This is a genomic window from Peribacillus sp. B65, from assembly GCF_058513295.1.
The window spans coordinates 3,306,487-3,319,249 of record NZ_CP195840.1; the positions used below are offsets into that span (position 1 = coordinate 3,306,487).

The window sequence follows — 12,763 nt, forward strand, 5'->3', positions numbered from 1 at the left end:
ACTCACATTGCTTTTTTTGAAATCTTTCAAACCATTTTAACCGTTGTACAGCATGCATAAAAAAACACCTCCAATCGTGAAGGTGTTCCACATTTAATTCTATTGAATTTTATAATATCTTCGTTCAGGTCTTCCCACTACCCCGTATACGACTTCCGCTTTACATTTCTTAACGGATATCAAGTATTCCAGATAGCGTCTCGCGGTTGTCCTGGAAGCACCGATCTGACCGCTCACTTGCTCAGCCGACAAACCGATATCGCTTGCTTCGAGTACCTCGATCACTTTCGCCAAAGTAATTTCGTCGACCCCTTTCGGTAAGGACGGCCCATCATTCGTTTCCGAAACGGAAGATCCCTTTTTCAAAATGAGATCAACAAAATCCTGATCTATTTCTTGTTTGGATTTCATCAGATGGACTTTCTTCAGATACTCTTCGATAACTTGGTTGAAGCGCTTCATTTCCACTGGTTTAATTAAATAATTCTCTACACCATAGTGAAGGGCCTTTTCAAGTTGTTCTTTATCCGTTGCCGCGGTAATCATGATAATATCCACATTCGGGAATTTTTCACGTATGTCCGGAAGAAGGTCTGTACCAAGCTGATCTGGCATATAAACATCAAGCAAAAGCAGATCCGGACTTTTTTGTTCCAAGATACGAAGCGCTTTTTTGGCATTGACAGCTTTTCCGACCACTTCTATTTCATCAAAGTTTTTTAAGAATTTTTCATGGATATCCGCTACACGAAAATCATCTTCTGCGATGACTGCTCTTATCTTCAGCATCCTTTCCCTCCTCTCTGTTCTTTAGGAAGATACACGGTGAATATGGTGTTTCCATCCTCGCTTTGAACTTCGATGATGCCGCCCAGCTCTTTTACGACATGATCAGCATTCGAAAGTCCATAACCACTCGGACTTCCGCTGTTTTTCGAAGTGAAACCCCGATCGAAAATATGGGCGATGGCATCCTCAGGTATTCCTTTTCCGTTATCACTCACTTCAAATACCATATCATTTCCGATATCTGTGGCGAAAAATTTCACGTGCGGCTCTTCCATGCTTGAAACCGCTTCAAGTGCATTATCGATAATGTTGCCTAGAATCAATGTTAGTTGTGACAATTTTATATGATCCGGCAGTTTCTCTAGGTAACTTTGTGCGTCTATTTCAAAGATGATCTTCTTCTCCGATGCTTTCCCTATCTTACCAAGTAACAGGGCTTGTACTTTTGTATCCTTTATCTGTTCGAACACGACACGGTTCAGGGAATGCAATTCGGATGTTTCGCTTTGAATCATTTCTATCGCTTCATCGTATTCTCCTAATTGTATCAATCCTGAAAGGACGTATAGTTTATTGGTAAATTCATGGGTTTGTGCCCTCAAATCCTCTGAATGCATCTTCACTTCAGATAATGTGTTGACCATTTCCTCAATTTCCGTTCGATCACGGAACGAAGCGACAACACCGCTTACCCCTTCACTATCGAAGATTGGCGTGCAATTAACGATAACGGATTTGTCTTTCCATGAAATCTCCTTATCCACTTGCGGTTCACCGGACTTCAGCACTTCGAATAAATATTTCGAAGGAAATAGGCCATCCACGTTATCCACGTTCAAATGGCGAACTGACTCTTTAATATCCAGCAATTTTTTCGCCGGCTGATTCATCGAGGTAATCGACCCATTTTGGTCAATGGCCAGAATACCTTCTTTCACCGAATGCAGCACTGCATTTTTTTCTTTATATAAATTGGCGATTTCAAATGGTTCCAGCCCCAATGTATCTTTACGTATGCTCCTTGCCAGCATATAACTGCCAATGATCGATATCATGATGGCCACTAAAGATACAATCATCTCTTTGGACAAATCCTTGAAAATTTGGGCGCGGACATCGTCCACTAAAAAACCGACGGAGACGATTCCAATTATTTTTCCAGCCTCATTGAATACCGGTGACTTCCCCCGAATGGAAAGTCCGAGTGATCCTGCCGCCTCGGAGACATAATATTCGCCTTCCCGAATGGCCCTGCTATTATCCCCGCCTTCCATCCGCTTCCCAATTTCAGAAGCCAGCGGATGGGAATAGCGAATTCCCTCTGCATTCCCTACAACGATGAACTCAGCCCCTGTTTCCCTGCGGATCTTTTCGACAATCGGCTGGATTATGCCAGCGGGATCGTCAGTTTCAAAGGCATCTGTAACTGTAGGCATGAAGCTAACCGTCTTTGAAAGCTCCAACGCCAATTGACCTTTATCCTTCGCTATTTGCCTTCCTTCCATATAGGAAAAAGAAGTAGTCAATAAGATAATCAAAAAAAGGCTCAACGATAAGACTAACCCGAGAATCTTGGTTTCCAGCGATACTTTCCTCATTTTCAACAGCATCCTCTATTTTCATTTTCATTCACTAAATTTTATAGGAGCATAATGATTTTACCATTTCTATTAAATATTGAACATTGTTGGCCGTTTATTTCGCCACATTCAAAAATGAAAGGATTTAAGTAACAAAACAAGGTATAATTTAACAAAAAGGGGAGGGTGAAATGAATTTCTTGAATCCTTTTCAAATGATTTATATGATCATCATAACCCTTTTGCTGATTTACGATTTTTTTCCAGTCTTTTTTCTTTCTGATATCGTGTCACCCGAGGTACTTCTTGGGGTTATGATAGGATTATTTCTCAGTGTCCTTTTTAAGAAAGATGGTCACGCCAATAATGGTGCGAGAATCAAGGAGCAGGTGTTTTACACCTTGTATCTCCTTTCCGTAGTGGGAGTGTTGACCGCTTTAGGTGGACAATCAGCTATAGGCATTTCTCTTACTGATGTATATCTTTGGATAGCACTGCTTCTGTCTTGCTACCCTACCTTTTCGTATTGGAAGAAGGCAAAACAACCTGAAACATAAAATGCTCAAAGGAAGCATCTCCTTTGAGCATTTTTTCAAAAACAGCTAAAAGAATTGATTTGTCTTGTATCGATACCAAAAAACGTCCAGAACCTGCCATTCCACCTGAAACCGGCAACAGAACGCGGACCGACAAAAATGGGATAATACCAGAAACTCGCACCATTGTTTAGCCATATAAAAGTATTCCTGAACAGACAAAACGAAATGGCACCTGGATCTACGGCAAATGTTGAAGCCGATTGCTGGTGGGGGATAAACGCTGGCGGGGGAGCTGTTGGTGCTTGCGAACCCGGCGGCGGTCCTGGTTGACCTGGAAATTGAGGCATACCAGGGATGCCCGGAAAGCCGGATAGACCGGGAAACTGCCGTTCAAGAAAAGCTTGATCTTCATAATTGTACATTGGGTACATATACATGGTTATTCACCTCTATAAGATTGAATGTAATAAGCTATGATATATGGACTCAACGGAAATGCTTTAACTTAGAAAATGGAGATATATCGACGATATTCTATAGTTTTATCTCCGAAATTGGAGTTATATCGACGATACTTACAGTTTTATCTCCGAATATAAGAATATATCGACGAATTCTATAGTTTTATCTCCGAAAACAGGGATATATCGACGTAATCTACAGTTTTATCTCCGAAATTAGAGATATATCGACGAATTCTACAGTTTTATCTCCGAATATGGAAATATATCGGCGAAATTTATTGTTTTATCTCCGAAAATGGAGTTTATCGACGTTACTTGCAGGTTTATCTCCGAAGCGGTATTCAATATAGCAATCTCCATAAATAGAAGGTCGCGTAGGATTCCCAATCGGCCCACGCTTCCGAAAGTTTCAGGATTTCCGTTTTCGTTGGTTTTGCTTCCGTTTGCATGACCAGTTTCATGGAATTATGCAGCCCGACATCATCGATGGGAAAGGCTGCTGGAAAACGTAAACAGCGCATTAAGACATAGTTCGCTGTCCACGGGCCGATTCCCCGTATATTGGTCAGCATTTTTTCAGCCTCTTTTACATTCTTTGCATTCAACAGCTTTTCTTTAGTAAGTTCCCCTTCTGCAATCAGTTGAGCAACACCTATTAAATATTCACACTTCTTCACCGTCATCCTCATATTGGCAAAATCTTCGACCGTCAATTTCGCAATCACATCTGGCGTCGGAAACAGCCAATATTGCTTTCCTTCGAATTCAACAAAATCACCAAATCCCTCCACAAGCCTCCGCTTCAAGGTATAGGCATAGGTCAAGTTAATTTGCTGACCAAGTATTCCCCAGGCAATCGCTTCAAATAAATCGGGGATGCCCATATTTCTCAAACCGAAGAATTGGCTTGCCGGCTTTTGCAATATAGGGTCATTTTGGGCCAATTCATAAAAAGGAAGCAGATTTGTCTCAAGATCGAACCAGTGACGAACGTATTGGGAAACAGCATCCTTTACCTGATTATCCATCGGTGCAGTTCGCCCTGGAAACCGAACGGTCAGCTCCATTTCATTCATCGTACTGATTTCTATTAAAAGAGTCTCGTTTTCGGCAACAAGTGCTCGATAAATTTTTTGATCAACAATATCGAACAGACATTCATTGGAGGATCGTGATAAGTATTTAAGATTTTCCGAAAAACTGAACTCCTTTGGTGCACGAATTCTCAATTCAGTCTTGACTTCATCATTTGATAATTTCTCTTTCATTCCGCTCCTCCTTTAGCTTTATTCTAATGAAAGGTGAGTACGTTATCTCGCTTCTTCCTTCATGCAACTCCCTTATTTTAACAGACCAATAGTGTTCTTTTCTAACTCGAACAATTACGTTATCTTGCTTTTATATTATCAAAATGGTTGTATATCAACCCTTTCTTGTATACTAAATGAAGAGGTGAATGCAGTGAATCTTTTCCCGAATGAATATTGGAAAGCTATTATAGATTGTGATGCCGCATATGATGATCATTTTTTATACGGAGTAATTACGACAGGCATCTTTTGCAGGCCCTCCTGTAAATCCAGGGTGCCGAATAAGGAAAACGTGAAGATTTTCAAAAATGCCATGATGGCTTTGGAAGAAGATTTCCGGCCTTGTAAACGATGTAAACCGGAAGGAATGAATTTGCCGACGGAAGAATGGGTTGAACAAATAACCGAATGGATCGACACCCATTACAGCGAACCCCTCACTTTGAACAAATTGGCGGATATTTCTCACGGCAGCCCCTATCATTTACAACGTTCATTCAAGCGCGTGAAGGGGATATCGCCCACTGAATACATTCAACGGCTTCGCCTCGAAAAAGCAACGAGGCTGCTGGAAAACTCCGAACAGCGGATAACCGAAATAGGCTTGGCTGTGGGGTTCTCTAGTACACCCTATTTCTTGACGCTGTTCAAAAGAAAAATGGGGAATACCCCTTCAGGATATCGGAATGCTTATCTCAAAGCTTTGGAGCGTGAAGAAAATGAAGAATGATAAAGAACAAACCATTGACTGGGCCATATTGCATTATGATAAGTGGCAATTATATGTGGCCAAGACGGAAAAAGGGCTTTGCTATGTAGGCTCTCCGGATCAAACGTATGAAGAACTGAAGTCTTGGCTACAAAAACGCTTTCCAATGGCGAGCCTTGTTGAAAATGAGAAAGCATTAAATCCCTATCTAAAAGAACTACAAGAATATTTCGAAGGAACCAGGAAGACTTTCTCTCTTCCCGCAGATGTAAAAGGCACGCCCTTTCAACAAGAAATTTGGGCAGCGCTGAATCAAATACCCTATGGAAAAACCTGTTCCTATTCCGATATTGCCCAAATCATCCAAAGACCTGCAGCTGTTCGGGCGGTTGGTACCGCCATTGGTGCCAATCCTATTCTAATCACAGTGCCCTGTCACCGGGTTATCGGAAAAAACGGGGCCATTACCGGTTACCGGGGAGGCACGGAGATGAAAAAATATCTACTTCAATTGGAAGCAGAAATGAAAGCGTGAGTACAATCTGACCGCAAAAAAAGCATCCGACCATAAGGATGCTTTTTTTGCCTTTGTTTTTCAGTACCAAATGGTCACCGCTTTTTTATATGCATCACTATTAGGTATCGCATGTATCCCTTGGGCCTGTGCCTTTCGCGGATCATAATCATATACCATTGGTGTATAGCACGAGGTCTGCCCGATATTCACAACTCCATTGCCCCCAGAACTGGCGCATGTATAGGCCTTACCATCAGTACTTCGGACGATCCTGGCATCCGCTTCATGGTTGTATACAGCGGGCCGTGTTACGGTCACTTTTGCCCATGCGGTTTTGCAGACAGTGCTGAATTTCAATTCTACGTACGAATTGGAATCGATCCATTTTTTATCCTTCGTTACCGCCGAACTTGCACAACTATTATAGTAAGGACTTTTTCCATCATAGGTGTGTGTTTCGGCCAGTGCTTGATTTTTTCCAAAACCAAAGTCGACAAGAAACATCGACAGTGTCATCACCATGGATAAACCTATCATTTTAAGCTTTTTATTCAATACATTCATCCTTTCTTTGCAAAAATATAGATGAAGGTTTTTCCTTTTTCATTAATACCAATCGGTTTCACCTGCTGTATATGGCCAAAAAGCGACCGCTTTTGCTTTTCGCGGATCTAAATCATATACCATTGGTGTATAGCATGACGTTTGACCTTTATTTATTTCACCATTTCCTCCAGGAGATGCACAGCTAAATTGTTTATTATCAGTATTTCGGACAACCAATGCCGTTGCTTCCCCGTCTGTTTTAGCTGGTCGGCTTAGAGTGATCTTCGCCCATGCGGTTTTACAGACAGTGCTGAATTTCAACTCCAAATTGGCAGAACCGCCATTGGCATAAATTTTCACTGACTTCTTAGTGACAGCGCTATTCGCACAACTATTATAGTAAGGACTTTTTCCATCATAGGTGTGTGTTTCTGCTGAAGCTTTGCTTGCAAAAGAATCAAGGGAGCCAAAAAGTACTAAAGAAGCTACAAAAAATGAAATGCATAAAACCATTTTTTTCATTATTTCACTCATCCCCTTAACAAAATTTATACACTGTTCATCTTACAATTTTGTAATATTCTTACAAGTGATAAATTCCCTAGTTCATGAAAAACAACATCCCCGCCTTAAAGTTGCAGCCTGCCATCACTATTACAGTCTTGTATGTCTCGCTTTATCAACTGAATCAGCACAGAGACAAAGTCATTATCCCTATGAGCAATTCAGGACAAATAAGGTAACAACTAAGGACATATGCGTATCGAGCTGAGACAAAACGAGCCAATAGGCTGCCGTTGATTGGTAAGGATACAGGTCGATGTACTTAATGTTTTTTTCAAGAAAAAAGAAAAACCCCAACAAAACTCGAATCGTTTGTCGGGGCTTTATTTTCAATTAACGAGGTTTTCTCTGATCAATCTAATGGTGCTTTCATAATAGTAATCCAATCCCGTTTCCCTACTTGCGAACCAGCAGGCCAATATCCCAATCTATGTACTTCCTCACGCCGGTTTGAATGCGATTGGAATCGAAAACTTTCAACAACTCAGTTTCCATTGGGCTTCACTCCCGGCCCTTTTTAAAAAACAGCTTCATCCTTTTTCTTTTCTCCAATTTTTCGGGTTTAAATAACCTTTATATTTAGCAGCCACTTCTTTCCCGACCAAAAGTGCTCCTGCCCAAAACATGACCTCCGCAAAGACGATTGCACCTGTTATGACCCCCGCTTTAACCGCAGTCGAAAATGGGGTAAAAGGAGCTACGACAGGAATGATCCAAGTGAGAAGGGAAATGATCAGGAACCCCATCCCTACTTTGTAAAACCTCGATTTCTTTATTTCCTTACTTTCTTTATCCAATTAAATAACCTCCGTCATGATGATTTTCATTTAATTACACTGCCGAACATTTCACTTTCAAATATACCATTGAATATATTCTTTTTTTATACGTTTGAAAGTTCATTTCGTTTCATAAATAGCGAAATAAAGATATTCCATTTGAGGAAAGCTAGGGAAAACTATCTATTAATGAATTGACTTTACTATTCTTAATGGATTTAATAATCTTATAACACTTGCATGAAGGAAAGGAAAATCCAATGTACATTGAATTCATTGCCACAACGATAGAGGATGCCATTATTATCGAAAAATCGGGCGCAGACCGAATCGAGCTTGTCAGTTCTTTAGCCGAGGGGGGATTAACTCCCAGCCACGCCCTGATAGAAGCTGTCGTCAATTCAGTAAAGATACCAGTCAACGTGATGGTAAGGCCTCATAGCCAGTCGTTTAGTTATACGAAAAATGATTTGGAAATAATGAAAAAAGATATCGAAATCATTCGATCACTGGGAGCCAACGGGGTTGTATTGGGTGCATTAAATGAAAATAATGAAATCAATCGACCATATCTCGAAGAATTATTGACGGTATGTGAAGGTTTGGAGATTACATTCCACCGAGCCATCGATGAAACAAACGACCCGGTCATTTCAGCTGAAATGCTAGCACAATATCCAGAAATCACAACGATATTGACCTCAGGAGGTAATGGGGATCTCCCCAGCCGCATGAAAACGATTCAACAAATGAAAAGAGTCAGCGGCGACATAGCCATACTGGTTGGAAGCGGCTTAAATAAGGATAATATCCTTTCTATCCATTCCGAACTGCATACCGGTCACTATCATTTCGGTACGGCTGTTCGAAAAAATAAAAGTATCATTGAAGGAGTTACATTAGAAAAAGCAAAAGAAATCGTAATCTTGCTAAAGAAATAATGTCGAAAAGGGATCATTTAACTGGTCCCTTCTCTTTGTCAAAAGGGGCTCTATCAAAATTTTAAATCAATGTTGATGAAACGGAAGGTGCGAGACTCCTGTGGGAAAGCGCCTCCAGGGGAGACCGCAGGCGCAAAGGCGCCGAGGAAGCTCCCGGACCGCCCACGGAAAGCGAGTGCCTGGAGGCAACGTTTGAATTTGTCTACAATCTGAAGTTCCCATTTCAAGATACAGGGCTCTTTTTTTGTAAAAAGACCGAGTCCCAAAACCAAAAAACAGTGCCGCAGAAAGGCTTATTGCATAGTAATTTCTTGTAGTTAAAACATCCATACTGAAGTCAAAATTAAGCACCGCACTATAAATGAATACAGCCAGCAAAGAGAAAAAAATATAAAAACTAAAATAAATTAAACTGAATTTTTTAGGATGTTTATTGAAAAGGACCTGTACCGGAACAGCAAATAATAAATAAGGGATAACAACATAAAAAGAAAACACGATAATGCCAAGTACCCCCCAGGTACCGAAGCTAAATATAACCAACATCGTGGAAATCGACAGACAGGAAAAGACTAGACTAAAAAAATAATAAGGAATCACATCGCTTAGCTCCGATACCTTTTGACTCATTTTCCAAAGTTCCATTTTAACCAGCACCTCAAGATGACTTGGATTTTTTTATTGCTCGATTGCCTCATTTTGTTGCAAAAATTTGATTTTTGAAGGTCACGTTTTTTTCCCTAGTCTTAACTTAACAAGTGCCCTCAAACATTTCTTTTGAGTGCGGGCCTGGTTCCAATTACGACAGTGGCGTCCAGTTCTTCACACTTTACCATCTGTGGCATCATCCCGTATCCAGCAAAGATTTCAACGGTCTGCATCGCTTGCCGCTCACTCGTCTCGACTAACAAATGGGAACCCGGTGCCAACCAAACTGTTGCCGAGGCCGCCACCCTTCGCTGGACATCAAGCCCGTCCGCCCCTCCGTCTAATGCCACCCTCGCCTCATGCATGCGCGCTTCATGGGGTAATAGACCGATTCCCTCAGTGGGGACGTATGGTGCGTTTGCGACCAGGACGTCAACACGTCCCCGTAAATTTGCTGGAAGCGGTTCATAGAGGTCCCCTTCGTAAACCTGACCATTGATTGAAGTGACGTTACGACGCGCGCACCGCACCGCGGCTGGGTCAATGTCGACTGCGTACAACTCGATACCTTCGAGAACATCGCCAACAGCGGAGCCAACCGCGCCCGTGCCGCAGCACAAGTCCACTACGACTGCTCCTGGCATAGCGAGTGCTGTCACTTGGCGGACCAAAAACTCGGTCCGTCGGCGGGGTACGAAAACTCCGAGATGAACCTCTATCCGGATACCGCAGAATTCCGCCCAACCGATGACGTGTTCAAGGGGCAAACCCGCTATCCGTCTATCCACCATCCCAGCCAGTTCGGCCGTTGTCCCTGCCGCGTTGATAAGCAAACGGGCCTCTTCCTCCGCGAAAACACAACCTGCGGCCCTAAGTTTAGTGACGATACTTGTATAAATGGTATCTCCATTAAAAACAGCAACTTTACTTCCATCAACATCATTGATTTTCCCGAGGTTAAAGGAATCATTCCTAAATTCCATAAGTTTCCCCCTGTTCTCTTAAATTCTAAATATTCCCATAATCACAGTATACAACTTCTTAAACTGACCGTCCCCTTAGCACCAAAATAAAAAGGTTGCCGCAGCAACCTTCCATCATGAAATCTCTCAAACTTGAGTTTTAATTTTTGTTAGCGTCAGCAAAGTGCCCCATCGCATCACACATGAATTTTGCCAACCCTTCACCATATTGGTCGATATTTTTGGTGAAGCGTTGATCGTCCACGTACATTTGACCTAATCCTTTGAAAGCATCCAGCGAGTATGTGCCGAAGTTATTGTTCAAACAATCATACCATTCTTTAATTGCCTCTTGTGCCTCCTCCGACTTTGGCGAGCCATTTCGGATTGACGCAAGTTTTAAATAGATTGCTGATACAACTTTCTGTGCATCTTTGGACATGCCCGCCACTTTAGCCTTCGACTCATCGACAGCTTTATCCCCCCAAAGCTTGCGAGCTTCTTCTTCATATGGATTCTGACTGAAGTCAAACCCTTCAAATTTTTCTTTATTCGTCATTTGAATTTCCCCTTTCATATGTTTAATCGATTTTTCGACCGTCTTAATTAATTTATCGAGCTGACTGCGTTTCTCCAGCAACATTTTTTGATGTTGCTTTAACGCATCTTGTTTATCAAACGAAGAGCTGCTAATCATTTGTTTTATTTCCTTTAATGGCATGCCAAGTTCCCTGAAAAACAGGATTTGCTGCAACATTTCAAGATTATCATTCGAATAAAGGCGATAACCTGCATCGGTTATTTCCTCTGGCGATAATAACCCGATTTCATCATAATAATGCAGCGTCCGCACACTAATGCCAACCAAATCGGCTAACTCCTTCACTTTCATTGCCACTGCTCTTTACCTCCTTCCGATATCATTAACAGTAAGGTATTACGCAACGTCAGAGTCAAATGGAAAAATGAAAATTTTCCGCCCAAATTTAAAAGACGATCCTTCCTAATGAAGAATCGCATGTTAGCAGGGTTCACTCTTTGTAAAAGCTTCGGATTAAAGCACATCTAATTTACTTGTCCGCTATTGATGTTCATACACTATGTAGTAAATTTCCCATTACTCGTGAATCTGGCGCTTTTACTCGTGAGTTTCGTGCTTTTACTCATGAATATGGTGATTTACTCGTGAATTTCGCGCTTTTACTCGTGAATTTGACGCATTCACTCGTGGATTTGACGCTTTTACTCGTGAGTTTCGTGCTTTACTCGTGAATTTGACGCTTTTACTCGTGAGTTTGGCACTTTTACTCGTGAATTTGACGCTTTTACTCGTGAGTTTGGCACTTTTACTCGTAAGTTTCCGCCTTTTACTCGTGAATTTAGTGCTTTTACTCGTAAGTTTCCGCTTTTTACTCGTGAATTAAACAATCTCATTATTCGTTAAGCGTTTGCTCTGCAAGAAATCTCGCTCCAATCTTAGCTAAACTTCTACCTCCAATGATTGGGAATGCTTATTGAAGGTGGTAATTTTGTCTTTGTGTCGCCTTTAGCCGAGTTAATCTGTGCTTGTGTGATAAAGAAGCTTCCGGTGAGATCGGCACCTCTTAAATCAGCGTCCCTAAAGTCTGCACCGATCAGGTCCGTCACTCTCATGTCGGCTTCCCTGAGGTCAGATGCAATAAGCAAAGCTCCTCTTAAGTTCGCTCCCCTAAGGTCAGCACCTCTCAACTTTGCACCGATCAGGTCACTTCCCCTACCTATTTTGTTCGGCTTTTTTTTATTTTTCTTAAATGAAACCTTTGCACGTACCAGTTCACTTGTGCGCAGAAGTAAATCATTAACGATTTCTCTATGAGCTGGCACATTCAGGTCCATGATAGACTTTGGACTTTGTTGAGTGAGATATTCCGTGTCTTCAAAAGCGGCCTGCAATTCTCGGTGAAGAGGTTGCGCATCTTCTAAATTCAGTGCTTCATTTAAGTAGCAAAGCATTTCATGAAGTTGTTGCATAATAGGAAATACATCGAACATTTCCTTTGCTGACTCTGGGTTGTTCCTCCAATCGTTTCCATCATAGGTGAGTTGAGATACCTTTTGACCGGCACCGAAACATTCATATACCGTGCAGCCTTTATACCCTTTAGCTCTGAGATTTTCATGGATGCCGCAACGATAATCTGATTGCAGGTTTGAACATGGTGTACCTCCCTCTTTATCAAATGCAAAATCAGCAGATTTTGCATAAGGCAAAGCCACACAGCACAAACCAAAACAATTCTCACAGTCTGCACGTAATTGATTAAGGATACTATCGTTATTCGTTAATTGATTAAACATTCTTACACTTCCTTCTATAAAACACTGGCTCTGCCTTTCTATAATCAAAAGTTTCATACAGTATATTTTTTTGTTTTC

15 protein-coding genes are annotated in these 12,763 nt (G+C 41.5%); 4 read left to right on the top strand and 11 right to left on the bottom strand.

What is annotated here, in order from left to right; translation table 11 throughout:
• Window positions 1-99: 99 nt before the first annotated feature.
• Both ACSR9O_RS16180 and ACSR9O_RS16185 read right to left on the bottom strand, forming a co-directional pair.
• A complete protein-coding gene (locus ACSR9O_RS16180; RefSeq protein WP_260358439.1) occupies window positions 100-789 on the bottom strand; it encodes a response regulator in 690 nt (229 codons plus the stop codon).
• Complete coding sequence (locus ACSR9O_RS16185; RefSeq protein ID WP_260358440.1) at window positions 783-2,387, bottom strand: ATP-binding protein; 1,605 nt, start codon at window positions 2,385-2,387, stop codon at window positions 783-785. Before ACSR9O_RS16185 ends, ACSR9O_RS16180 begins: the two co-directional genes overlap by 7 nt.
• Before the next feature lie 173 nt (window positions 2,388-2,560).
• Here ACSR9O_RS16185 and ACSR9O_RS16190 point away from each other — a divergent pair, with 173 nt between their 5' ends.
• Window positions 2,561-2,926 (top strand): hypothetical protein, encoded by a 366-nt coding sequence (locus ACSR9O_RS16190; RefSeq protein WP_491724704.1) that lies wholly within the window; start codon window positions 2,561-2,563, stop codon window positions 2,924-2,926.
• A gap of 35 nt (window positions 2,927-2,961) precedes the next feature.
• Here the strand turns inward: ACSR9O_RS16190 and ACSR9O_RS16195 are convergent, their stop codons facing one another.
• Entirely contained in the window at window positions 2,962-3,345 is a 384-nt protein-coding gene (locus tag ACSR9O_RS16195) for a collagen-like protein (protein WP_491724705.1), read from the bottom strand.
• 368 nt (window positions 3,346-3,713) lie between these two features.
• On the bottom strand, window positions 3,714-4,640 hold the full coding sequence (locus ACSR9O_RS16200) for a DNA-3-methyladenine glycosylase family protein (protein WP_491724706.1): 927 nt from the start codon (window positions 4,638-4,640) through the stop codon (window positions 3,714-3,716).
• 169 nt (window positions 4,641-4,809) lie between these two features.
• Between ACSR9O_RS16200 and ACSR9O_RS16205 the strand changes: the two genes are divergently transcribed.
• Entirely contained in the window at window positions 4,810-5,412 is a 603-nt protein-coding gene (locus ACSR9O_RS16205; protein ID WP_491725482.1) for a bifunctional transcriptional activator/DNA repair enzyme AdaA, read from the top strand.
• Window positions 5,402-5,926: a methylated-DNA--[protein]-cysteine S-methyltransferase gene (locus ACSR9O_RS16210; protein ID WP_101223110.1), complete on the top strand. Its 525-nt coding sequence runs from the start codon at window positions 5,402-5,404 to the stop codon at window positions 5,924-5,926. Before ACSR9O_RS16205 ends, ACSR9O_RS16210 begins: the two co-directional genes overlap by 11 nt.
• 60 nt (window positions 5,927-5,986) lie before the next feature.
• Here ACSR9O_RS16210 and ACSR9O_RS16215 read toward each other — a convergent pair whose 3' ends face one another.
• The 3 genes from ACSR9O_RS16215 to ACSR9O_RS16225 form a co-directional block, all read right to left on the bottom strand.
• On the bottom strand, window positions 5,987-6,430 hold the full coding sequence (locus ACSR9O_RS16215; RefSeq protein ID WP_202190598.1) for a DUF2690 domain-containing protein: 444 nt from the start codon (window positions 6,428-6,430) through the stop codon (window positions 5,987-5,989).
• Window positions 6,431-6,514: 84 nt separating this feature from the next.
• Complete coding sequence (locus ACSR9O_RS16220; RefSeq protein ID WP_241589143.1) at window positions 6,515-6,976, bottom strand: YjfA family protein; 462 nt, start codon at window positions 6,974-6,976, stop codon at window positions 6,515-6,517.
• Between the two features lie 572 nt (window positions 6,977-7,548).
• Entirely contained in the window at window positions 7,549-7,815 is a 267-nt protein-coding gene (locus ACSR9O_RS16225) for a transporter suffix domain-containing protein (RefSeq protein ID WP_230176643.1), read from the bottom strand.
• A 242-nt stretch (window positions 7,816-8,057) separates the two neighbouring features.
• On the opposite strand from ACSR9O_RS16225, the gene ACSR9O_RS16230 reads away from it, so the two are divergent.
• Complete coding sequence (locus ACSR9O_RS16230) at window positions 8,058-8,738, top strand: copper homeostasis protein CutC (RefSeq protein ID WP_491724707.1); 681 nt, start codon at window positions 8,058-8,060, stop codon at window positions 8,736-8,738.
• A gap of 66 nt (window positions 8,739-8,804) precedes the next feature.
• Here the strand turns inward: ACSR9O_RS16230 and ACSR9O_RS16235 are convergent, their stop codons facing one another.
• The 4 genes from ACSR9O_RS16235 to ACSR9O_RS16250 all read right to left on the bottom strand — a co-directional run bounded on the left by ACSR9O_RS16235 (window position 8,805) and on the right by ACSR9O_RS16250 (window position 12,685).
• On the bottom strand, window positions 8,805-9,383 hold the full coding sequence (locus ACSR9O_RS16235) for a UPF0715 family protein (protein WP_491724708.1): 579 nt from the start codon (window positions 9,381-9,383) through the stop codon (window positions 8,805-8,807).
• Window positions 9,384-9,502: 119 nt separating this feature from the next.
• Complete coding sequence (locus ACSR9O_RS16240; protein WP_434169714.1) at window positions 9,503-10,285, bottom strand: putative protein N(5)-glutamine methyltransferase; 783 nt, start codon at window positions 10,283-10,285, stop codon at window positions 9,503-9,505.
• A 223-nt stretch (window positions 10,286-10,508) separates the two neighbouring features.
• On the bottom strand, window positions 10,509-11,246 hold the full coding sequence (locus tag ACSR9O_RS16245; RefSeq protein ID WP_230176642.1) for a MerR family transcriptional regulator: 738 nt from the start codon (window positions 11,244-11,246) through the stop codon (window positions 10,509-10,511).
• Between the two features lie 590 nt (window positions 11,247-11,836).
• A complete protein-coding gene (locus tag ACSR9O_RS16250) occupies window positions 11,837-12,685 on the bottom strand; it encodes a pentapeptide repeat-containing protein (RefSeq protein ID WP_491724709.1) in 849 nt (282 codons plus the stop codon).
• Window positions 12,686-12,763: the final 78 nt, after the last annotated feature.